This is a genomic window from Kribbella orskensis (assembly GCF_004342085.1).
GTDB classification, from domain to species: Bacteria; Actinomycetota; Actinomycetes; order Propionibacteriales; family Kribbellaceae; genus Kribbella; species Kribbella orskensis.
The window spans coordinates 82613-103661 of the sequence record NZ_SLWM01000001.1; the positions used below are offsets into that span (position 1 = coordinate 82613).

General features: G+C 69.4%; 22 protein-coding genes. 8 read left to right on the top strand and 14 right to left on the bottom strand.

The window, feature by feature from the left end; translation table 11 throughout:
• Positions 1-58 precede the first annotated feature (58 nt).
• The 10 genes from EV644_RS00450 to EV644_RS00495 all read right to left on the bottom strand — a co-directional run bounded on the left by EV644_RS00450 (position 59) and on the right by EV644_RS00495 (position 8449).
• On the bottom strand, positions 59-274 hold the full coding sequence (locus EV644_RS00450) for a hypothetical protein (RefSeq protein WP_132187504.1): 216 nt from the start codon (positions 272-274) through the stop codon (positions 59-61).
• 171 nt (positions 275-445) lie between these two features.
• Positions 446-1009, bottom strand: coding sequence for a sigma-70 family RNA polymerase sigma factor (locus EV644_RS00455; protein ID WP_158292698.1), 564 nt, complete (start codon positions 1007-1009; stop codon positions 446-448).
• A gap of 206 nt (positions 1010-1215) precedes the next feature.
• On the bottom strand, positions 1216-1923 hold the full coding sequence (locus tag EV644_RS00460; RefSeq protein WP_132187502.1) for an alpha/beta fold hydrolase: 708 nt from the start codon (positions 1921-1923) through the stop codon (positions 1216-1218).
• 123 nt (positions 1924-2046) lie between these two features.
• Positions 2047-4809 carry a helix-turn-helix transcriptional regulator gene (locus EV644_RS00465; RefSeq protein WP_199239575.1) on the bottom strand — a complete coding sequence of 921 codons (2763 nt, stop codon included), beginning with the start codon at positions 4807-4809 and terminating at the stop codon, positions 2047-2049.
• A 173-nt stretch (positions 4810-4982) separates the two neighbouring features.
• Positions 4983-5177, bottom strand: coding sequence for a hypothetical protein (locus tag EV644_RS00470; RefSeq protein ID WP_132187500.1), 195 nt, complete (start codon positions 5175-5177; stop codon positions 4983-4985).
• The gene (locus EV644_RS00475) at positions 5177-5839 is read right to left on the bottom strand and encodes a DUF3618 domain-containing protein (RefSeq protein WP_132187499.1); all 663 of its coding nucleotides are present in this window, start codon (positions 5837-5839) and stop codon (positions 5177-5179) included. The genes EV644_RS00470 and EV644_RS00475 overlap by 1 nt, the downstream gene beginning before the upstream one ends.
• Positions 5818-6240 (bottom strand): phage holin family protein, encoded by a 423-nt coding sequence (locus EV644_RS00480; protein WP_132187498.1) that lies wholly within the window; start codon positions 6238-6240, stop codon positions 5818-5820. The genes EV644_RS00475 and EV644_RS00480 overlap by 22 nt, the downstream gene beginning before the upstream one ends.
• 1 nt (position 6241) lies before the next feature.
• Positions 6242-7042, bottom strand: a complete 801-nt coding sequence (locus EV644_RS00485) for a hypothetical protein (protein WP_132187497.1) — start codon at positions 7040-7042, stop codon at positions 6242-6244.
• 354 nt (positions 7043-7396) lie between these two features.
• Complete coding sequence (locus EV644_RS00490) at positions 7397-7864, bottom strand: oxidoreductase dimerization domain-containing protein (RefSeq protein ID WP_370451403.1); 468 nt, start codon at positions 7862-7864, stop codon at positions 7397-7399.
• 234 nt (positions 7865-8098) lie between these two features.
• Positions 8099-8449: a hypothetical protein gene (locus EV644_RS00495; RefSeq protein WP_132187496.1), complete on the bottom strand. Its 351-nt coding sequence runs from the start codon at positions 8447-8449 to the stop codon at positions 8099-8101.
• 264 nt (positions 8450-8713) lie between these two features.
• Here EV644_RS00495 and EV644_RS00500 point away from each other — a divergent pair, with 264 nt between their 5' ends.
• Positions 8714-9097 carry a PIG-L deacetylase family protein gene (locus tag EV644_RS00500; protein ID WP_199239576.1) on the top strand — a complete coding sequence of 128 codons (384 nt, stop codon included), beginning with the start codon at positions 8714-8716 and terminating at the stop codon, positions 9095-9097.
• A gap of 131 nt (positions 9098-9228) precedes the next feature.
• Positions 9229-9831, top strand: a complete 603-nt coding sequence (locus EV644_RS00505; protein WP_241997879.1) for a GNAT family N-acetyltransferase — start codon at positions 9229-9231, stop codon at positions 9829-9831.
• Positions 9832-9943: 112 nt separating this feature from the next.
• On the opposite strand, the gene EV644_RS00510 is transcribed toward EV644_RS00505, so the two are convergent.
• Both EV644_RS00510 and EV644_RS00515 read right to left on the bottom strand, forming a co-directional pair.
• On the bottom strand, positions 9944-10444 hold the full coding sequence (locus tag EV644_RS00510) for a winged helix-turn-helix transcriptional regulator (protein ID WP_199239577.1): 501 nt from the start codon (positions 10442-10444) through the stop codon (positions 9944-9946).
• Positions 10441-11688, bottom strand: coding sequence for an MFS transporter (locus EV644_RS00515; protein ID WP_132187494.1), 1248 nt, complete (start codon positions 11686-11688; stop codon positions 10441-10443). Before EV644_RS00515 ends, EV644_RS00510 begins: the two co-directional genes overlap by 4 nt.
• Before the next feature lie 293 nt (positions 11689-11981).
• On the opposite strand from EV644_RS00515, the gene EV644_RS00520 reads away from it, so the two are divergent.
• Genes EV644_RS00520 through EV644_RS00530 form a run of 3 tightly spaced genes read left to right on the top strand, consistent with a single transcriptional unit; the run spans position 11982 to position 14832 of the window.
• Positions 11982-12977 (top strand): hypothetical protein, encoded by a 996-nt coding sequence (locus EV644_RS00520; RefSeq protein ID WP_132187493.1) that lies wholly within the window; start codon positions 11982-11984, stop codon positions 12975-12977.
• Positions 12974-13987 (top strand): ABC transporter ATP-binding protein, encoded by a 1014-nt coding sequence (locus EV644_RS00525; RefSeq protein WP_241997877.1) that lies wholly within the window; start codon positions 12974-12976, stop codon positions 13985-13987. Before EV644_RS00520 ends, EV644_RS00525 begins: the two co-directional genes overlap by 4 nt.
• On the top strand, positions 13984-14832 hold the full coding sequence (locus tag EV644_RS00530) for an ABC transporter permease subunit (protein WP_132187492.1): 849 nt from the start codon (positions 13984-13986) through the stop codon (positions 14830-14832). The genes EV644_RS00525 and EV644_RS00530 overlap by 4 nt, the downstream gene beginning before the upstream one ends.
• A 23-nt stretch (positions 14833-14855) precedes the next feature.
• Here EV644_RS00530 and EV644_RS00535 read toward each other — a convergent pair whose 3' ends face one another.
• The gene (locus EV644_RS00535; RefSeq protein WP_158292699.1) at positions 14856-15785 is read right to left on the bottom strand and encodes an NAD-dependent epimerase/dehydratase family protein; all 930 of its coding nucleotides are present in this window, start codon (positions 15783-15785) and stop codon (positions 14856-14858) included.
• A 266-nt stretch (positions 15786-16051) separates the two neighbouring features.
• On the opposite strand from EV644_RS00535, the gene EV644_RS45070 reads away from it, so the two are divergent.
• Both EV644_RS45070 and EV644_RS45075 read left to right on the top strand, forming a co-directional pair.
• Positions 16052-16558 (top strand): VOC family protein, encoded by a 507-nt coding sequence (locus tag EV644_RS45070; RefSeq protein WP_199239578.1) that lies wholly within the window; start codon positions 16052-16054, stop codon positions 16556-16558.
• Positions 16559-16666: 108 nt separating this feature from the next.
• On the top strand, positions 16667-16903 hold the full coding sequence (locus EV644_RS45075; RefSeq protein WP_199239579.1) for a hypothetical protein: 237 nt from the start codon (positions 16667-16669) through the stop codon (positions 16901-16903).
• Between the two features lie 11 nt (positions 16904-16914).
• Here the strand turns inward: EV644_RS45075 and EV644_RS00545 are convergent, their stop codons facing one another.
• A complete protein-coding gene (locus EV644_RS00545) occupies positions 16915-19683 on the bottom strand; it encodes a helix-turn-helix transcriptional regulator (protein WP_199239580.1) in 2769 nt (922 codons plus the stop codon).
• Positions 19684-19903: 220 nt separating this feature from the next.
• Here EV644_RS00545 and EV644_RS00550 point away from each other — a divergent pair, with 220 nt between their 5' ends.
• Positions 19904-21010 carry an alpha/beta fold hydrolase gene (locus EV644_RS00550; protein ID WP_132187489.1) on the top strand — a complete coding sequence of 369 codons (1107 nt, stop codon included), beginning with the start codon at positions 19904-19906 and terminating at the stop codon, positions 21008-21010.
• Positions 21011-21049: the final 39 nt, after the last annotated feature.

Below are 21049 nucleotides of genomic sequence, written 5' to 3' on the forward strand. Positions count from 1 at the left end.
GCGGATTCAGCAGCCCGGGCCGGCCGTCCAGGTCCGGCACACCGCGGTACGCCAAGCGTCAGGTCGCCGGTCGGCTGGGTCCGGCCATGATCTTGAGGGCGGCGACCAGCCGCAGCGCGGCGAGCTCGATCTCCGCGAGTTCGGCGTGCAACTTCAAGACCTCGCGCTCACCCCAGTTCGGCGAGCTGATCTGATGATGCGTGATCGCCGTGACCATCAGGAACCGGGCCTCCGTCGAAGTAAAAGCACCATCCAGCCAATCTGCGCGCTCCATACCGTCCGCCTCCTGACACATCGCCCACGTCCACCGACGACGTGGCCTCGGATCTCTTCAGGTTCCCTGCGAACCGACCGGCAATCGCCCCCGTCAGCGGCCTACCTCACGTCACGAGAGCCGGAATTCGCAGTACCGGCTGGCAGGTATCGACCGGTCTGCCGACAGCTCTCAGGCGGCAAGCCGTTGACCCGCTGCTGCTGGTGGCGCGATCCGCTCCCTCAGCGCCTTGCGGCCACGATGCAGCCGTGACATCACGGTCCCGAGGGGAATGCCGACGATGTCGGCGATCTCCTTGTAGGCATAGCCGTCGACGTCGAAGAGCAGAACCACCCGCCGGTACCGTTCGGGCAGCGCCGACAGCGCCTCCTGAAGCCGCCGGTCGGGGATCGAGTCGAGCACCGCGGTTTCGGCGGATGCCTCGACGTTGCGCAGGGCGCCGTTGGTGTTCCGGTGCCAGTCCTCAGGAACGGTCGGCAGTTCGCGCTGGCGCTTGCGATACCCCTGGATGAAGGTGTTCCGGAGGATCCGGTACAACCAGCCGGCCAGATTCGTGCCGGGCTCGAAGCGGTGGAACCCGCGGTATGCGCGGAGGTACGTCTCCTGCAGCAGATCCTCGGCGTCGGCGCGATTGCCCGTCAGCCGCAGCGCCGCGACGTACAGTCGGGGACGCAGCGGCACCGCCTCGGCTTCGAAGCGGCCCTTGAGGTCTTCGGGCCGGCAGGATGATGTCACTGCACGAGCATCGCCGGGAGGGGGCGGCGCTGTCGTCGAGGCAAGCCCCCAGGCCACAGTCCCGCTGGCCGCAATTCTGGCCTACCAGCTAGCAGGTATCGCGGCCACTCGGCTCGACGGTCCGAGGCGCTTGTGCCCCGGCCGCATGAGGACGGCCGGGGCACGCTCCAGTCAGTTGGCGGCGCGTGCCGCCTCCAGGATCGGTCCTACTGCCGGCTTCCCGCTGCCTGGGCGGCCTGCTTGATGAGATCGGCCACTACCTGCGGCTGAGACACGTAGATCGCGTGGCTGCCGGCGGCCTCGGCGACCGTCGCGCCCGCCCGCTCCGACATGGCGCGCTGTGCGGGCGGGGGGATCATGCGGTCGTCGGTGGCGACCAGGTACCAGCTCGGCTTCACTCGCCACGCCGGCTCGGTGATCGACCCGCTCAAGGCCTCGACGCCCCAGGGCACCTGCGCGTCGGCCATGAACGCGGACAGCTTGGGCGGCAGGTCGGCAGCGAACGAGTCGGCGAACTTGGCACGGTCCAGGAACAGGAACCCGTCCTGGGGAGGCAGGATCGGCGGGACGGGCGCACCCGGGGGCGGGTCGGCGATGAGCGTGTTGACCGATTCGCCCTTGTCCGGGGCGAAGGCGGCGATGTACGCGAGCGCTGTCACCTTCTCGTGGGTGCCGGCTTCGGTGATGACCGCACCACCGTAGGAGTGCCCGACCAGGACGGTAGGACCATCCTGGAGGTCGAGGACTCGAGCGGTGACGGTTGCGTCATCCTCCAGTGAGAGGGTCGGGTTCTGCACGATGCTGACGTTGTACCCGTCCTCGGCGAGCAGGTCGTGCACGCCCTGCCAGCCCGAGCCGTCGACGAAGCCTCCGTGCACGAGGACGACGTTTCGTACGGGTGTTGTGGTGCTCATGGTCGCTGTCTCCTTCAGTGAACCGGAATTCGATGGCTCGAAGGTAGGTTCGCGATGTCGACCAGCGCTTACGTCATTTGACTGAGTTACCCAGACGCAGCCCGCGACCACAGACCGTAGGAGTCAGCTGCGCGGGGTCGCCTGGTCAGCCGGAGGTTCTGCCAGAGCGTCCCGGAGGGCGGCGCGGGACGTGACGCCGAGCTTCGGGAACAGCTGGTAGAGATGAGTTCCGACGGTCCGCGGTGACAGGAAGAGCCGGTCGCCGATCTGCTTGTTGGTGAGTCCGGCCGCGGCGAGCAGGGCGATCTCGCGCTGCTGTGGCGTGAGGCCGGCGAGCCCTCCGACGGCCTCGGCGTGCGTGGCGGGGAGGCCGGTGGCGCGCAGTTCGCCGCGGGCTCGCTTCGCCCAAGGCTCGGCGCCCAGGCGCTGGAAGATGTCGAGGGCGGAGGTGAGGTGATAGCGCGCCTGACGATCTTTGGCTCGGCGGAGGCGCTCGCCGTAGGCAAGGTGAACACGCCCGAACTCGAACGGCCATCGCTCGCCACCAGGGACGGCCAACGCTGCCTCGAACAACCTGCGATCCTCCGGCTCGGTGGCGACCAGCGCGGCCGCCGCAGCCACGACGAGGGCAAGTCGCGTCGAGACTCCACCGATACCGGCGGCCTGGACCGCGGCCACGTGCGCGGCGGCCTCAGTACGACGGCCGGTACGGACGGCGGCCTCGACGAGGTCGAAGATGACCCACAGCGCGTGGGCCGAGTGAGGTTCCAGAGTGCCCGCCGGGCTTATCGCAGTCACCTGCTGGTACGCGGCCTCGTAATCGGCTTCGGCGAAGGCAGCCAACGCTTTGGCGTGGGACGCATAGTTGAGGACGAATCCGAACCCGCGCGGCGCTGCCCACTGGATCATCTCGTCGGTCAGAGCGCTCACGCTGGTCTCGTTGCCGCGTGCGGCAGCAACGAATGCGTGCTGGAAGCGCAGCAGGTAGGCCAGCAACTGATAGTTGTGCTCCTCACACAGGACGAGGGCCTCGTCAGCCAGTCGAGAAGCCTCGTCCCAGCCTCCGGAGAGCAGGCCGTCGCACCCGAGGAGGAGCAGCGCCTCGATCGCCGAGGTGACCGCGCCACCAACCCGGCCGTGCTCGACAGCCCGCCACAAGGCGGCTCGACAGTCCGGCAGCCGATCGACGTACAGCGCGGCGACCCCGACGCGAATGGTGCGCGCGGGATCGGACTGCTCGGTCAACCCGGCGACCGCGTCGTCGAGCCGGCCGAGCGCCGGCAACGCCAGCCGCGCGGGCTCCACGAAGGTGCTGCCCAGAAGATCGATGAGTTCCGGCGGTCCCGGCCTCATCCGTGCCACTACGGTCCGGAACGACTCGACGAGTTCCGCGCGTGAGCCGAACGCGACCACCGCCTGCAGGACCCACAGCGCCTCGACCATGATCTCTTCATTCGCGTCGCCGGGATCGGGCGACATCTCGATCGCGGTCACAAGCAGCCGGTGGGCTGCATCGACGGCGCCGTCGATATTGAGCAGGTACGCGGCAGCTGCGACTGCGAGGGCCAGTGAGGGTTGTTCATCCGCTGCCGGCCCGAGAACATCCAGCAACTGCGGTGCTTCGCGGAGATCGCCGGTGATGTCGACGCCGATGTAGGCAGCCATCACCGTTCGCCGTTTCCGATCAGTGTCCTCAGGGCTCAGATCAGCGGCACGGAGCAACAGCTCGATGGCGCCGACGGGATCGCCCCGCCGCCGCACCTTGGCGGCCGCTCTTTCGAGGAGGACGGCGACGTCTTCGTCCGCGTCGATCGCGGCTTGCGACAGATGCCACGCGTGCCGCTCGGAGTCGATCCCGAACTGCCCGGCCAGAGCCCGATGGGCTTGGCGGCGTTGCTCACTGGTCGACAGCTCGACGACCGCAGCGCGGGTCAGCGGGTGGCGGAAGGCCACTCGACCCGCTCCGGTGTCGATGTGGATCAGTCGCGCCCTCTCGGCCGCGTCCAGCGCCTGTGCTCCCAACTCCGCGGCTGCGGCGTCTCGCACGATGCGTAGATCACCGGAACCCTCCAAGGCAGCCAGCAGCAGTTGGCCGCGCGTCGCGTCCGGCAGATTGCTGATCCGCGACGCGAAGAGGGACTGCAGGCGCCGACTGAGTGGAGGGCGTGTCAGTGAAGCCGGAACTCCGGCAGGCCGGTGGCCGCTCAGAGCTATTGGCAGCTCGAGCAGTGCCAGCGGATTGCCCTGCGCATCTGCGAGGAGCCGCTGCCGGATCCGCGGTGACAGAGTGGGGAACCGGTCTTCCACCAGCGCGGCGGCAGCGTCGTCAGACAGCGGCAGCACCTCGAGCTCCGGCAGGCCGCCGCGCTCGAAGAAGCTGACCTCGTCAGACCGGAAAGCGGCCAGGAACCCTGCCTGGCTGCCGGTCAGGCGGCGCGCGACGAACCCGAGAACCACCGCGCTCATGCGATCCAGCCACGGCATGTCGTCGACGATCACCAACAGAGGCCTGTCCGCCGCTGCTTCCGTCAGCAGGGCGAGCATCGCGTTCGAAACCGTCAACTGGTCTGCCGGGGTCCCCTCGTGGAGCCCCGCCGTGACCTCCAACGCCCGGCGGTAGCTGTCGCTCAGCCGACGGAGCTCCTTGCCGAGTGGATGGACCACCTGGTGGAGCCCCGCGAAACTCATCTCCGCTTCGAACTCGACACCGGCGGCCCGTAACACCCGGGCTCCCTTGGCCGTCGCTCGCGCCGCGGTGGCATCAAGGAGCACGGACTTGCCAACGCCCGCAGCTCCGGTCAGGAGCAAGCCCCCGCCACTGATGGCCGCGGTTGCGATGAACGCATCAAGCTGCCCGAGTTCGGTGTCGCGACCGAACAATCTCACCGCAGGTTCCCATCGCGGTGTGCCGCCTTCACCACCCGGGAGCTCCCCTCCACGAGCCATAGCCCCGGATCCTACTCCCGCCGGACGTGACCTTTCTGTCGTCCGCAGACAGCTCACTAAAACGAGGACACGCGATGAAACTGACGGCTCGCTGGAGAGCGCGTCCGGTCTGCTCAGTCGGGGACGGAGTCGGCCTTCACGGCATTTCGTTGGCCGAAGAACGCGACGCCGGCGGCCTGGAGCGGGACCTGGTCGGTCTTAGCCTCCGACCAGGCCCGCCTGATGACCTGCCACCAGCCCGACGCGGGAATCTCCGTCGGCTTCTCGGCATCCACTCCCGGCGCCGCGTGCCGCAGCTCCCAACTCATCAGCTGGAGGAACCCGCCTGCCGGACGTTGTCCGCCGAGCTCTTGGTCTCATCGGCGACCTGGTGCGCCGCCGACCGGCCTTCGTCGCCCACCTCGGTGACCGCCTGGGAGGCCGACTGCTTGACGTGCTCGACGGCTTCCTGCGCCGGCTCCTGCAGGTTGTCCTTGACCTCCTGCATCACCTGTGTCGCCTGCTCCTTCACCGGGCCGGCGGCATCCATCGCCTTGTCCTTCGTCCCCTGCGCGAGGTCACGCTCCCGTGTCGACGCGGGAAGCGCGGCAGCCGCGATCCAGCCCGCGGCAAAGGCGATCAGCCCGGCTGCGAGCGGCGTACCGCGGGTTCGGGCGCGGGCCAGGTCAGGTGCTGAACCGACGGCGTCGCCGACCTTGCTGCCCGCATCCTGCACTGACGACATCGCAGAGCCCGCGGTGTCCTGCACCGACGACATGGCCGAACCTGCCGTGTCGCCGACCGATCCACCCGCCGACTCCGCGGAACCCATCACGCGGTCCTTCAGCCGATGGACACCGCCTCGGGCCCGGTCGACCCGCCGGCCGACGACGCGGCTCGGGCTGACCTTCTCCGTCAGGGCATCCACGTCACGGCCGACGTTGCGCCTGGTCTCTTCGATGTCCCGCTTCAGCTCTTCCGGGTCAGCCATTTCGCGTCCTCCTTGAGGGATTCGACCGTCTGGTCGGGTTTGGGGTTGACGTCCTGGAGCTCCTTGCGCCCCTTCGTCGCGAGCACGGCCGCGACAACCGCCCAGAGGGCGGCGACGATGAGCGCTGCCCAGATGAGGTCCATGGCTTCGTCCAGCGCCCACATCACCGTGAACGAGAGGAACAGAGCCACCATCCAGCCGGCGAGGGTGGCGCCGCCGAGCATGCCCGCGCCCTTGCCGGCCTTCTTCGCCTCCGCCTGGAGCTCGGCCTTCGCCAAGGCCAGCTCCTGGCGGGTCAGCTGCCCCAGGTCGGTGGTCAGCTGGGAGACCAGTTGACCGACCGACTCGTCCATCGACAGCTGGTCCGGTCTGCTACCGGGCAGCGATCCGTCGATCGTCATCTCAGCGCTCCGATCCGGGCCCGAACTCTGGCGTCACCGGAGTTCCCGGGTTGGGATCGGGCGTCATCGGCGTCGGCATCGGCGGCGGCGCCGTGGTCGGAGCCACCGGCGGCGCTGACCTGGGTGTAGCACCGGGCCGTACGTCGGACCATGCGTCACCCGTCAGCCCGGCTGAGCCCGCGTCCGTTGACGGCGGCGGGACGAGGTATTCGTCGGAGACCGGATAGGCGACCGACTCACCGCCCGTACTACGTCCGTTCGTGGTACCGCTCGGCGCGTCGGTGGCGCCTGCAGCCAGTGCGCGCGTGAGGCGGCCGGCCACAACGCCCGCGGCCACTGCAACCAGCAGGAACGTGCCCGGCTTGCGCCGTGCATAGCCGCGAACCTCGTCCAGCAGGTCTCCCGGCTCGCGCTGCTGCAGGAAGTCGGCGGCCTGGTCGGTGAACTTCGCACCGTGCTGCGCCAACTGGGCGCCCAGCCCGGAGTCACCGTGCTCCGCCATCACCCGCAACTCGTCGCCCACCGAGCGCAGGCTCTTGGTGGCCCGCTCCTTCTGCTGGCTCGCCTGATCCACCAACTGGTCGCGTGTCTGGCCCGCCAGTCGCCCGGTCTGCTGGCGAACATCCGACGTCACGTCGGAGGCCTTCTCCTTCACGGTTCCGGCGACCTGACGAGCCGCGTCGGCGGACGTCTCCTTCAGCTGCCCGGCTTCTTCCCGGGCCGTACCGGTCACACCGTTCCCAGCGCTGTGCTGCGGTTCGGGTGGACTGTCGGCGTCCCAGTGATTCGTCGTGGATGTCATCTGACGGTTTCCTTCCAGGAGGATGGACGGGACCCGGCAGCCGTCGATCATGCGTGCCGAAGCCCGGGTGACGAGGGTTCGCGATCTGCTCGCGAACGTTGCCGCTGCTCGCGGAGTCGATGAGAGGAAGTTCGTCAGGGAAAGAGCGCAACCGCTCTTACCTCGCAACCTGATGTCGCGGATGGCACACTTCCGTACCACTGCCGAACTGAGCTGCCGGTACCCATCCCGAAACCGGCCACACGGAAACTCTTCTTCGCCGGCACGAACAGCCGAAAGCCCAGCACTGCAAGGAGTTTCGCCCGCTGCACAAGTTCCGTGTCAGTCAGGATCGGGTGGGTACCGGTCCACCGATCAGCTCGCCACGGGCCTACGTTGGGCTACCTGATCGCGGGCTGAGGGCTGGGCGGGCTCAGTGGTCGAGGGCGGGGTGGATCCAGTAAGACCGCTCGGCCAGCGTCTGCGCGTCGATTCCGGGACCTTGCAGCACCCGGTGCGGTCCTCCATCGCCCACCCGTACGCGACATCGGCGTACCGGGCGGTGCCGACGACGTAGTCATCGCCGGCCTCGCGACAATCCTGCTCGGTCGCGCCGACGGTCGCGATCTGCGGGTTGGTGAAGACCGCCGCCGGTACGACGTCGAGGTCCGTCGCGATCAGGTCGTCGGGATGGCGCAGGTTGTGCGCCACCACCTCGGCCTGACGGTTCGCGACATGCTTCAGCTGGTACGGCGCCCAGATGTCGCCCAGCGCGAAGACACCCTCGACACCGGTCCGCTGGTACTCGTCGACCACGATGCGCCCGTCGTCGTACTTGCTGATACCTGCATGCCCAGCAGTCTAGGAATGCCGACGACAACGATCACGGCGACGCGTCAACCAGCAGCTGTCGGTCGACCGAACCGCGGGGTGGCCGGCCGCGCGGGGAGCCTTGGGGGGGAGTTGGCTCTACTCACGCGCAGTCGACCACGGAACCATTGTTACTCCGGATGGCCGGGGATTCGAGAACTACACGGGTAGAATCACGCCGGGTTCTGTGCAGGTCCCTCAGCGTCGCTAGCCGGCAGACAGTCCCGGCTGGAAAACCGCCTCGACCCTCGCGCCTGCCAGCAGTCTGACGACAGCGGGATCGGATGCCGCGACCAGGAAGCGGCGCCAACTGGCCTGGAAGCGGCCTTGGGTCTCGCGAACGACCCGCGCGAGCAGTTCTGCGCCGTCGACGGAGATCAGCAGATGCAGTCGCAGCGTGTCCGGGGCCAAACTGCTCGCCTCGTGGAGCACCTTGCGCAGGGCCAGCACCAGCCGGACGTCGATGGTCCCCGCCACAGTCACCGTCACGGTCTCCCCGGCGGTGGACAGCACAATCTCACCCGGCAGCTCCGCTGGGTCGTCCCCGCTCTGGCTCACCGTTTCACTCCTGCCATCCGGCTCTGACCCAGTCTAGGCCAGCCTACGGCTCGACCGGGTTGGGCACTTCGGGCTCGGGTACCGGGGCGGCCTGGAGATCCCACGGCCTGGAAGAGGTTGAACACGTGAGGACCTTGCCGCGATGGCCTACTGATCAGCGAAGGAAAGGACGACGCATGGCCCGCCCGGTAACGGATGAACTGGACTTGCGGACGTTCCTGGACGCGCGACCTTCCGACGTTTGAGCCCACCGGTCTGCAGAGGGTGGTGGTCCTGGCCGCCAATCGCCGGGAGGAACTCACCGCCGCGATAGTTGCCTTGGGCCTCGATTCGGACGCTGTCCTCCCTGGGCTGCCTGACTCGGGCATCGCGGAGTACGAAGCCGAGCTGGTCGAGCGGCTCGAAGTACTGCTGGCAGACGCCGACTGCGTGATCCTGCCGTGGCCCGGCGATCCGCATCCGGACCATGCCGCCGTAGGGCGCGCCGGGTTGGCCGCCGCTCCTGTGCAGGCGCACCGCTGGTCCTATCCGGTCTGGATGTGGCACTGGATGGGCACCGACGATCCGGCCATTCCGTGGCGGCACGCCCCCGGAACGCCGCAGCCGCGCACCAGGCACTCCGCGACCGGCCAGAGCTGCACCAGCTGATCGAACACGTCGACGAGCAGTTCCTCCTGCACGTCTTCATCCGCCGATGATCGAGGCTGCTGGAGAGTCCGTCGTGGCATGATCTCCACTGTCGAACCCGAGAGTCCCGCAGGCGTGCTCAGGAGGTGTTCGTGAGCGTCTCGAAAACGTCAGAGAAGATGACCGAACCGCTCGTCGTTCGGGCCCTGGACGTGGACACGTGGCCTGCGTTCGCGCGGTTGGTCGAGGCGAACAGCGGTGTGTGGGGCGGCTGCTGGTGCATGGGCTTCCACGTCAAGCTGGGCAAGGGGCGCACCGCTGCGGACAACCGGGCCGAAAAGGAGCAGCGCGTCGCCGAGGGCCGCACCCACGCCGCGCTGGTGCTGGCCGGCGACGACTGCCTGGGCTGGTGCCAGTTCGGGTCCCCCGAGGAGTTGCCGGAGGTCAAGAGCCGGCGCCTGTACGAGAAAGGCCTCACGGTTCTGCCGGACTGGCGCATCACGTGTTTCTTCACCGGCAAAGGTCTGCGCCGCCGCGGGGTCGCGGACGCCGCGCTCGGCGGGGCGCTGGTCGAGATAGCCCGCCTCGGCGGCGGCACGGTCGAGGGCTATCCCGAGGAGACCGACGACCGAACCGTCTCGGGTTCATTCCTGCACACCGGCCCGATGGCCGCCTTCGAGAACCACGGCTTCACCCGCACACGCCCGATCTCCCCGCACCGCTGGGTCGTCACCCGCACCGTCGACCCGGCCTGACCCGCCCCGAACTGCCGAGGCTCGCGGCAGAGGATGCGGGCCAGCGCGGATCAGCAGCCGCATCGCTGAGGTGGTGGGGCTGCCCGTAACCCGCTCCAAACTGGGGCCTGCGTCAGCGCCAGATGCGGCGGTCGGCAGGGCCGCCGGGGACGGGTTCGAACGTGACGTCCTCGGCCGGTACCGGCTCGCCGTTCTCGTCGAGGAAGCCGACGGTGGCGAGTCCGCCGGTGCGGGTGTTGCGCCGCAGTACTGTCGGGCCGTCGGCGCGCGGCACGTGCACATCACCCCATTGCTGCAGGGCCGCGAGCACGATCTTCAGGTCCACGCCGGCCGGCGTGAGGTGGTACGACGACCGGGTGCGCTCACCCTCCGCCCGGTACTCGCGCTTCTCCAGCACCCCGGCCTCGACCAGCGCGGCCAGCCGGTTCGCGAGGATGTTCGGTGCGATACCGAGCACTTCGCGGAAGTCGGCGAACCGGGTGAAGCCGCGGTGCGCCTCGCGCAGGATCAGCAGCGCCCACCGATCGCCCACCAGGTCGAGCGCGCGGGCGATCGAGCAGGTCGGCAGGGTGTCAGTCGCAGTGCTCGACTCAGGGCTCATCTCAGGGCTCATCGAACCTCCTCCACAACGCTACCGCCGCCCCGTACCGCGAGGAGCCGCGCCACCGCGAAGGTGAGGAGCGCGAGTACGCCGATCGCCAGCACACCCAGCAGCAACGCGGTGCTCAGGCCGGACGCCGTGGCGATGAGTCCGAGCGTGAGCGCAACCGCGCCTTGGCCGACGTACGCCACCAGGTAGACAGCGGCGACGGTGCCACCGCGATGGTGAGCCGGGGCGTGGGTCGCGATGAGTCCGAGCCCGCCGGAGAAGAGCAGACCGTAGCTGACGCCGCCGAGCAGGCTGGTGACGATGAACAGCGGCAGGGAGTGGGCCGCGGCCGACACCTCCAGCAGTGCGAGAGCCGCCAGCACTGTGCCGGTGCCGATCTGGACCTGGCGGCCTGGCGGCACGCTCCGGGTGGCGATCGCGGTCAAGCCACCCACCGCCGAGAGGATCGCCAGCACCAGACCGATCACGAAGATGTTCGTCGACCCGATCAGATCACGCCCGAGCTGGGCGCCGAGCGCCAGGAAAACCGAGCCGAACGCGTACGACGTGGTCACCGCGAGCGCGGACGCGGCGTACAGGAGACGGATGCCCTTCGCGACCCTGATCTGGCGCGGCCGCCACGGGCCCTGCGACTCGTCCTTGGTGTGTCGCGGCATCATCCAGACGAACGGGACCACGGCCGCGATCACGCCCAGCAGGACCCAGAAGTCCAGGTGCTGCGGCGCCGGCGCGTACTCGATCAGGCCACCGCCGACGATCGTCGCCAGCGCCAGACCGGCCGCCGTCGCGGCGGTGGTGATGGAGGAGGCCCGCGCCACCTTGCCGCGAGCGCTGAACTCGACCGCCGCGGCCGTCGCCGGGGTGAGCGCCAGACCGACGCCCGCTCCCATCAGCGCGCGCCCGGCGTACACCCAGCCCACCGAGGGCGCGAGCGCGAACAGAAGGACGCCGGCCAGCAGGGCGCCCACGCCGTACAGCATCGTCGCGCGGCGGCCGATGTAGTCGGACAGCTGACCGAAGACCAGCAGGAACACCACCAGGACGATGGGGTAGACAGCGAAGATCGCGGTCGTCGCGGTCGGCGTCAGATGCCAGGTCCGGGCGTACAGCGGGTAGGTGGTGGTCGGGGCCGCACTCGTCCAGAGGCTCAGGCCGGCGACGGCGGCCGCTGTCCAGAAGCTGGCTCGGCGGCTCAGAGTGCGGGGCGCCCGACGCGTCGCGATGGCGGGCAGTTCGGCGATGGTCATGCGGTGATCCGTTCCGGGGTCCGCACGGTCCGGCCCCCTGGGTTGCTCGATGCAATCCAGAACGCCTGAGTAGCGCCATGCAATCCAGCTCACCGCGTGACCCTGGTCACGGTGTTCGCAGCCGCCGTCAGGTCCGAGCCGCCGAGCCACCTCGAGGAGTTCGAGCAAGTCGATGGTTATCGATTGACATTCGATTGGTTATGAGTGATCTTCGATACATTGGCGTTGCTGGGGTCGCTCGGCGGGGGCGTGCCCGGTCCACGAGGTCGTCGCGCGACAGGAGTTGAGGATTCATGCGTCATCCGAGTGAAGGTGTGCTTCGCCGGCTGGTCGACGAGCCGGCCGGGGTCGCCGACTCCGACCGCGAGCACGTGACCGGCTGCAAGCAGTGCCTCGGCAGGTTGGCCGCGGCACGCGACAATGGCGCATCGGGTGACGCGGCAACCACGGCACGGGTGCACCACCGGTCCCTCGCACTGTGGCGCCGCCCTCTTGTCGCGGCCCTCGCCGTCGCGGTCACCCTCACCGCCGCCGGTACTGCGGCCGCGAACGACTGGTTGCCGATCTTCCAGACCAAAGCGATCGCTCCGGTGAGCTTCAGCGCCGGCGACTTGGTCGGGCTGCCGGACCTGCACGCGTACGGCGAGGTCAAGGTGACCGGTAACGGCGGTCTGAGGCGAGTCCCCAACGCGGCGGCGGCCGCAGTACAGACCGGGCTTGACGTGCCGAAGGTGAAGACCCTGCCGCGCGGGGTCAGCGGCGAGTCCGAGTACCAGGTTGCGGGCAAGCTAGACGTGACCTTCACCTTCTCGGCCGATCGGGCCGGGCAGGCTGCCGAGAAGGCGGGGAAGACGCTGCCGCCTCCGCCGCCGGGGCTCGACGGTGGTCAACTGCGGCTCTCCGCCGGTCCGGGGGTCGTGCAGGTCTGGTCGTCGGACGCCGGCGCGCCGGCCCTCATCGTCGGTCGTGCCGTCGCTCCGTCGGCATCGTCGTCCGGGGTGCCGTTCGCCACCGCCCGCGACTACCTTCTATCGCTTCCCGGCGTACCCGAGAAGGTCGCGGCTCAGCTCAGGACTTTCGCGGGTGACGGCTCGACCCTGCCACTGCCCGTTCCAGCCGACCAGGTGACCACGTCGTCGGCCACGGTGAACGGGAACCCGGCGACTGTGCTGACCGCGCGCGACCAGACGATGGCCGCCGTCGTCTGGGTGAAGGACGGCATCGTGACTGCCGTGGCCGGGTCGCTCGACTCCGACGAGCTCCTGCCCATCGCCCGGGAGCTGCGGTGACCCTGGATCCCAACCCGGTCGACACCGGGACCCCCTCCATCGGTCACGACGCCGCGCGTCGGGCGGCTGCGGAGCTGGTAGCGGGTCTGCCGCCGTCGGCCGCCGTCTGGTGCTCCGGCCTGCGCAAGCGCTACGGCCGACGGCCGGCCGTTCAGGACGTGTCACTGGAGGTCGGCCGCGGCGAAGTGGTCGGCCTGCTCGGCCCGAACGGCGCCGGGAAGACCACGGTGATCAAGATGCTCCTCGGCCTGACCCGCCCCGATGCGGGAGAGGTCATGCTGCTCGGCCGCCCCGCGACGGATCCAGCCGCCCGGGCCCGTGTCGGCTATCTCCCCGAACTTTTCCGGTACCAGCCGTGGTTGAGCGCGTCCGAAGTACTCGCCCTGCACGCCCGGCTGGCGGGCAGTGGCGTACCCACGCAGCAGCAGCGCGACTGTCTGGCGCTCGTCGGCCTGGCCGAACGGGCCTGTGATCGCGTGGGTGGCTTCTCGAAGGGAATGCAGCAGCGCCTCGGACTGGCGGTCGCCCTGGTGGCCAAGCCCGAGCTCGTGATCCTGGACGAGCCGACCAGCGCTCTGGATCCGCTCGGCCGGGCGGACGTCCGCGACATCGTGCTGGACCTGAAGTCCCGCGGCGTCGCCGTACTGCTCAACTCGCACCTGATCGGCGAGGTCGAGCGGGTCTGCGATCGAGTGGTCATCCTCGACCGGGGACGGGTCGCGGCATCGGGCAGCCTCGCCGAGCTGCTCGGTCAACGCGAGGTCAAGCTCCACCTGACCGGCGTCACACCGACGGCCGAGGCCCGGCTCGCTGCCACCGGCGAGGTCGAGCGGGCCGGCGACATGTTCACCGTGCTGCTGCCGGCCGAGGACGACGCAACGGTCATTCCCGCTCTGGTGCGCGACCTCGTTGCCCAGGGCACCGAAGTACACGCCGTCGAGCCTGCCCGCATCAGCTTGGAGGAACGCCTGCTCGGCATCCTCCGCGCGGATCAAGGAGACGACCGATGAGGACCGTGGTGATCGTCGCCGGACTCACTCTGCGCGAGGCATCCCGCCGGCGGGTCCTGCTGGCGCTCGCGGTGCTGACCCTTCTGCTGCTCGGGCTGAGCGCGTGGGGATTCTCGCGCCTGGCCGCCGAGTCCACCCAGGGCTCACTCACCAGTGGCGAGGCCCGACTGGCTGCCTCCCAGGTCCTCAACCTGGTGATGTTCGGCTTCAGCCTGATCGCAGCCCTCGGTACGGCGTTCCTGGCCGGGCCGACGTTGTCCGGCGAGACGGAGTCGGGGATCGCACTGGCCGTGCTGGCCCGGCCGATCCGCCGTTCCGCGTTCCTGCTCGGCAAGTGGCTGGGACTGGTTGCCTTCGGCAGCGGTTTCGTCGTACTCGCCGGGCTGGCCCAGTGCCTCGTCGTCCGGTGGACCGTGGACTACTGGCCGCCACATCCCGCGGCCGCGCTCGCCTTGCTCGCCGGCGAGACGATCGTGCTGCTCACGCTCGCGGTACTGCTGTCGACGGTGGTCTCGCCGATGGCGTCGGGCGTGGTCACGGTCGGCCTGTTCGGTGCCACCTGGGTGGCCGGTGTGGTCGGAGGCGTCGGCGCGGCCCTCGGCAACGACGGCATCGCACGGGTCGGCACCGTCTCACGCATCCTCCTACCCACCGACGGCTTGTGGCGCGGGGCGATGCACGCCTTGCAGGACCCGGTCGCCCTGGCCCAGTTCGGCTCCGAGATGCAAGGCTTCCCCTTCCTGAGCGACGCCCCTCTTGCGGGCGCCTACCTCGCCTGGGCCGCTCTGTGGGTGGCGATGATCTGGGCGCTGACAGCAATCTCCTTCCTACGAAGGGACCTGTAGCTGATTCCTTGCTCTGTGGTCTGTCAGCGGAACACCTGTCGGAATCCCTCTCGCCAGGACGGGTACTCGAGGGTCCAGCCCAGCTCCGACTTGGCCTTGGCGTTGGTGGCCGCGGGGAGCTGGTCGCCGTAGTACACGGTTTGGACGCCGAGCGTCTTCTCGGCCTCCTCCACAGAGACGCACCAGGGTAGAGGTGCGTCGAGGATTCCGGCCAGGTACGGCACCCACTCGGCCTGAGCGGCAGGCTCGTCGTCCACGACGTTGTAGACGCCGGGGCTGCCGCGGTCGACCGCCTGCACAGTGGCCGACACTGCGTCGCTTACGTACACGAACGGGTACCGGCCGGCACCGGCGCCGACGATCGGCAGGTCACCCATCTGGACCTTTACCGCCTGTTCCCCACCCGGCCCGATCGCGGTGCCCGCGCCGTACAGGAACCCGTAGCGAAGGACGACGCCTTCGATTCCCGGTGTGCCCAGCACGAGTGCTTCGGCCGCGGCGTTCGCCTGGATGTGGCTTCCGATCGGCCCCGGACCTTCGAGGTACAAGGGCGACGACTCGTCCGTAGGACCGGATCCGGGCTGGGTCATGAAACTGGCGCTCTGTGCGACGACCCGACGGCTGCCGGCTTCGCGAGCCGCGCTCATCACTGTCTGCGTTCCCTCGCTCCGCAGCCGGTTGGTCGCTGCCAGCCACCTACCGTAGTCACGGGACGGCACGGAGAGCGCAGTCATCAGGTTGACGACCACCTCCGGTCCCGCGTCGAGGATCACCAGACGCACCGCGGTGTTGTCGAAGCCGTTCATCACGACCGGCCGCGCCCCGAGTGCCTCCACAACGCGGAGGTTGTCCGGCTGGCTGGTGCTGGCCGTGACCTCGTGGCCCCGGTCTACCAGCGCATCGACGAGCGGCCGGCCCACGACCCCGGTTCCCCCTGCGACGAAGACTCGCATGGTCATCTCCTTGCTGTCATGGCTGGGTGTGGCCCGTTCACCGTCGCTCGCTGGAGCGACGTTCGCACCCTGGGGAATCCCTGGTCCGGCCACGTGCCACCGATGACATCGGTACGGCGGGCGTCGGTCCCGCCCGGCCTGGATGCCCTGGAACCGACGTGCCGACGCGTGCCCAGTGTCTGTACCAGGGCATCACCCAGGGGCGACCAGGGCGCCGGGGGCGAAGACTGCAGACAACCCCCATCGACGGACCAAGGAGTTCACTCATGACCAGTTCGCAAGTCGCCGAAGGCAACGCGGCAACGGACACCACGGCTGTCCCGTTCCGGCTCGAGGTCGTCGTCATCCCGGTCGCCGACTTCGACCGCGCCAAGGCGTTCTACACAGGGCTGGGGTGGCGGGTCGACGCCGAGGCCGACCTCGACGACGGCTACCGGCTGATGCAGCTCACGCCGCCCGGTTCGAACGCCTCGATCATCTTCGGCACCCAGGTCACCGCCGCGCAGCCTGGGTCCTTGGACGGGCTGATCCTGGTGGTCGACAACATCGACGAGGCCCGCAACGCCCTGCTCGCGCAAGGCGCCGAGGTCAGCGAGGCGTTCCACGACGCCCGTGGCGGCCCGATCGGCGGCTTCCAGATCGGCGACCAGGGACGCGCTCCGGGCCACGACCCGCAGGGCCGGTCCTACGCCACCTATGCCTCCTTCAACGACACCGAGGGCAACCGCTGGCTGCTGCAAGAGATCACCGAGCGGCTTCCCGGTCGAGTCTGACCGCACTCGCCCCGGCGTTCGCTGTGCTCTTGCCTCGAGGTCAAGCAGCGGCTCGGCGAGCGGTCGGGGCGGCGCATAATCTACTGGCCGACCCCTTGGAGATCCCTGATGAGTAACACCGATGTGGCGTCCCTGGCAGAGCTGCTGCATGAAACCGCCGAGCGCCACGGCGCGTTCGAGGAGGCTGCCCCGCCACACGACTGGTGGGACTGGTACGCGGCATACATGCGTGCACGCGAGAACGGGAGTACTGCGGACGAGGCGTCCTCGGCTGCCGACCGGTACATGGCGGAGGTCAAGCACGTCGTCGTCGCCGCTCCGGACACGCCGACCGGCGCCGGCTAGCGATTGCCGGCTCAGACGGCGTTGGTCGCCTCGAGTGCCTCGCGCAGGTGTTTGCGTGCGGTGACCCCGAGTTTCGCGAACACCTTGCGCATGTGCCACTCCACCGTGCGGGGGCTGATGAAGAGCTCGGCACCGATCTCGGGGTTGGTGAGGCCCTGGGTTGCCAACCGGGCGATATGCAACTCCTGCGCGGTGAGGTCCTGACGGGTGTCCACCGTCCGCTTGCGCACCGTCTCGCCAGTGGCGGCGAGCTCCCGCCGGGTCCGCTCGGCGAACGCGTCCATCCCCATCGCCGTGAACGCGCCATGGGCGGCCCGCAACTGCTCCCGCGCCTCGACGCGTCGGCCTTCGCGCCGCAACCACTCGCCGTACAGCAGCCGCGCCCGGGCCAGCTCGGTGCGCACGTCGGTGCGGCCGAGGCGGTCGATCGCCACCCGGTAGAGGTCCTCGGCCTTGGTGCCCTCGTGCAGCTGCGCTTCGGAGCGCGCCGCCACTCCGAGCGCCCACGCGGTACCGCTGGCCTGCGTCATCTCGGAGACCTGCTCGAACGCGGCGGTTGCGGTGGGACGATCACCAGCACGCACAGCCGCCTCGATCAGCTCGACCAGTCCCCAGTTCGACACCCCGATCTCCGCCGGGAAGGCGGCGGCCTCGCGGCCGGCGGCGCAGGCCTCCGGGTAGCGGCCGAGTCCGTTGTACAGCAGCGCTTGGGCCCAGTTCGTGAGAGACACACCGATCCCTTCGCCGCGGGCGACGACATCGTGCCTCGAGGCCGTGATCAGCGGCATCGCCTGCTCCTCATGACCACGGAAGGCGGCCAGCCCGATGGCGGCGTACGGCGTCAGCTTGCTCTCGGCCGCCTCGGTGACCGCATTGATCTCCTCGACCAGAGCGGAAGCGGCGGCCAGCTCGCCGGCGAACAGGTCCACGAAGACGCGCGTGTTCAAGGCCAGCGGCAGGGCGCTGAGCGCACCGGCGGCGCGGACGATCTTCAGGTGCCGGCGGGTCAACCGGTCCCAGGCGCGCTCGTCCCACAGATCGGAAGCCATGACGGCCGCCAGCCACATGAACCGCACGCCCTCCTCCAGGGACAGGTCGTCGCTGTCGAAGGCCTGCGTCGCCCGCCTGAGCAACGGCGCCGCGACGGGGTAGCCGTCGGCGAACAACATGGCTACGCCCCGCAGCAGGACGTCTCCTCGTCGCGGATGCGCCGCCGACGTCAGGGCGTTGCGCGCCGCGTGGGCCACCTCCACCGGCCCCGGTCCGGACGCCAGGCGCCCGGCGAACAGGGCGGCAGTCAGCGCGTCCACGTAGCTGTCGAGAGCGAGCTCGGCATCGAGAGGTTCCAGCCGGCGAGCGGCGACCAGGAGCAACGGCAGAGCTTCGTTCCCACGCAGGGATGCGAAGCCGATCTGGGCGCGGAGCACGTCGATGCGAGCACGTTGCAGGGCACTGAGCGGTCCGTGTTCGGCTACGGCCAGCAGGTTCACCGCGGCGTCGAATGTCCCCCCGTGCAGCATCGCCTGGGCCGCGTTGAGCTGACGCTCGGCGCGGTCGCCTGCGTCCGGGGTCAGCATGGCCGCGCGCTCCAGGAACGCGGCCGCCGCGGCCAGTCCGCCATGGGCCAGCGCACGGCCGGCGGAGTGCTCGAGCTCTGCGGCGACGCCCTCATCAGGACCTGTCGCCGCATGAGCGCGATGCCAGGCACGTCGGTCCGGGTCCAGGTCAGCATTCGTGACCTCCGCAAGCGCGCGGTGCGCTGCCTGCCGTTCCGGCGCGGCCGCGGACCGGTAAGCCACAGACCGTACCAACGGGTGCCGGAACCGGACCGTCTCACGCAACTCGATCAGTCCAGCCTTCTCCGCCGGGCCGGCGGCCTCCACCCCGATCCCGGCTCGCTCGGCCGCGCGCCACAGCAGACCGACGTCACCGAGGGGGTCTGCCGCCGCGGTGAGCAGCAGCCGGCGCGACTGCTCCGGCAGCGGCTCCAGCTGACGTCGGAAGCCCTCCTCCATGCGGCTGAGCAGCGTCCGCGGCTGAGCAGTATGCGGACCGAAGGTCAGCTCCGTCGCCGACAGCCACCGCGGCAGTTCCAGGAGCGCCAGCGGGTTCCCGTGGGCCTCGGCCAGGATCCGGTGCCGGACCCGATCATCCAGCGGACCCGTCATGGCCGACTCGAGCAGGGTCTCGGCGTCTGTGTCCGGCAGGCCACGGACCGTCAGCTGCGGCAGGCCGGCCCATCTCTGCTGGTCCACGCTCGTTCTGGCCGCGATGACCAGGACGACGGATTCGGCTGCCAGCCGGCGGGCCACGAAGGCGAGGACCAGCGCGGAGGCCTGGTCCAGCCACTGCGCATCGTCGACCAGGCAGAGAAGTGGTTGCTCACGGGCGCCCTCGGCGAGCAGGCTCAGCGCGGCGAGACCGATCAGGAAACGGTCCGGCGGGGTTCCGGTCCGCAGCCCGAAGGCGGTGCCGAGGGCGTCCGCCTGGGGCGTTGGCAGCCGCTCGAGCCCGCCCAGCAAGGGGTCGCACAACTGCTGCAGACCGGCGAACGCGAGCTCCATCTGCGACTCGACGCCGGACACGCGCAGGATCCGGCTTCCCGACGCAGTGCCCGCCAGGTACTCGAGCAGGGCCGTCTTTCCGATGCCTGGTTCGCCCCGGACAGCCAGTACCGCGCTGCGGCCTGATCGGGCGGCCTGGATCAGACCGGACAGCGTCTCGCACTCACTGCGCCGGCCACGTAGCCCCGGCCATTGACTGTTCGGTCGCGGCGACACGTCCTCCTCCAAGCAATTAAGTCCCAACGTTCCCATCCCGATTACGGCCAGGCAATGGCCCGACCGGTCCGTTCGAGCTGACGGGCACGAGGCGAACGCCGTACCCGTGGACCAGGGAGGGGACCAGGGAAATCCACTGGTGCAAGGGATCACGGCAATGGCCAGGCTCGATGACATCGACAGAACAGAGCGGTTCTGTCCTTTTCGAAGGAGTTTCGCCATGAGCATCCCTCCCACAGAGTCGCCCACCCAGGCCGGCGGCGCCGAAGCGTCGACGCGCCGGTTCTCCCGCCGCGGCTTCGTCGGCACCGGCGCCGCTGTCGCCGGTGGCTCGCTGCTCGGTGGGTGGGTGGCGCCTGCCTCGGCTGCCGCCTCGCCCTCGAGGTCGGTGCCGGACGGCTTCGGCTCGGTGTCCACCGCTCCGAGGCTCCCGGCCGGCTTCACCAAGATCTTCAGGAGCCGGTTCGTCCAGGCCAACGGCATCCGTCAGCACGTGGTGATCGGCGGTGACGGTCCACCGCTCCTGCTGGTGCACGGCTGGCCCGAGAACTGGTACGCCTGGCGCCTCATGATGCCCGCCCTGGCTCGGGACTTCACCGTCATCGCCGTCGACCAGCGCGGTATCGGCCTGACCGAGAAGACCCGTGACGGGTACGACGCGGGCACCCTCGGCGACGACCTGGCCGCACTGATGACCGAGCTCGGCCACCAGCGGTTCGCCCTGGTCGGCCACGACACCGGGTACATCATCAGTTACGCGCTGGCAGCCGATCACCGCGACCGGGTCGCCCGCCTGGTTGTCGCCGAGATCCCCGGACCACCAGGAGTGGTAGACCCCCTGGTCCCGCCCCCGCCCCTCTTCCTCCCTGAGTTCCTCAACAACAAGCTCTGGCATATTCCGTTCAACCGGGTCAACGACGAGCTGATCGTGGACATGGTCAAGAGCAACGCGGACGCCTACTACCGCTACGAGTACTCCATCCAGGCCGGCGGCCCGACGCTGCCGGACCACGCCATCGACTACTACGTCGCCCTGTACACCCGCAACCGGAACACCCTGCGCGCCAGCTTCGGCCTCTACCGTGCCTGGGACGCCACCCTGGAGCAGAACGGGAAGCGCCAGGAGACGAAGCTGACCATCCCGGTTCTCGGAATCGGCGGGGAGAACAGCTGGGGTCCCGCCGCCGCAGGGGGAATCAAGCCCGCCGCGACCGACGTACAGACGCTGGTGATCCCCGGCGTCGGCCACTGGGTCGCCGAACAGGCCCCCGCGGAGATGCTCGAGGCACTGGACACCTTCCTGGCCCCATACCGGCAGGCCGGATAGCGCCCGCGCTGATCGGACGGTGTCTTGCCGGACCCCGGT

What these genes read in the sequence shown, in the direction of transcription:
- EV644_RS00450 (WP_132187504.1), bottom strand. Translation starts at nt 274, where the DNA reads ATGGAGCGCGCAGATTGGCTGGATGGTGCTTTTACTTCGACGGAGGCC.
- EV644_RS00460 (WP_132187502.1), bottom strand. Translation starts at nt 1,923, where the DNA reads ATGAGCACCACAACACCCGTACGAAACGTCGTCCTCGTGCACGGAGGC.
- EV644_RS00470 (WP_132187500.1), bottom strand. Translation starts at nt 5,177, where the DNA reads ATGAGTTGGGAGCTGCGGCACGCGGCGCCGGGAGTGGATGCCGAGAAG.
- EV644_RS00475 (WP_132187499.1), bottom strand. Translation starts at nt 5,839, where the DNA reads ATGGCTGACCCGGAAGAGCTGAAGCGGGACATCGAAGAGACCAGGCGC.
- EV644_RS00480 (WP_132187498.1), bottom strand. Translation starts at nt 6,240, where the DNA reads ATGACGATCGACGGATCGCTGCCCGGTAGCAGACCGGACCAGCTGTCG.
- EV644_RS00485 (WP_132187497.1), bottom strand. Translation starts at nt 7,042, where the DNA reads ATGACATCCACGACGAATCACTGGGACGCCGACAGTCCACCCGAACCG.
- EV644_RS00510 (WP_199239577.1), bottom strand. Translation starts at nt 10,444, where the DNA reads ATGAGCCCTGAGATGAGCCCTGAGTCGAGCACTGCGACTGACACCCTG.
- EV644_RS00515 (WP_132187494.1), bottom strand. Translation starts at nt 11,688, where the DNA reads ATGACCATCGCCGAACTGCCCGCCATCGCGACGCGTCGGGCGCCCCGC.
- EV644_RS00520 (WP_132187493.1), top strand. Translation starts at nt 11,982, where the DNA reads ATGCGTCATCCGAGTGAAGGTGTGCTTCGCCGGCTGGTCGACGAGCCG.
- EV644_RS00530 (WP_132187492.1), top strand. Translation starts at nt 13,984, where the DNA reads ATGAGGACCGTGGTGATCGTCGCCGGACTCACTCTGCGCGAGGCATCC.
- EV644_RS00535 (WP_158292699.1), bottom strand. Translation starts at nt 15,785, where the DNA reads ATGCGAGTCTTCGTCGCAGGGGGAACCGGGGTCGTGGGCCGGCCGCTC.
- EV644_RS45070 (WP_199239578.1), top strand. Translation starts at nt 16,052, where the DNA reads ATGACCAGTTCGCAAGTCGCCGAAGGCAACGCGGCAACGGACACCACG.
- EV644_RS45075 (WP_199239579.1), top strand. Translation starts at nt 16,667, where the DNA reads ATGAGTAACACCGATGTGGCGTCCCTGGCAGAGCTGCTGCATGAAACC.
- EV644_RS00550 (WP_132187489.1), top strand. Translation starts at nt 19,904, where the DNA reads ATGAGCATCCCTCCCACAGAGTCGCCCACCCAGGCCGGCGGCGCCGAA.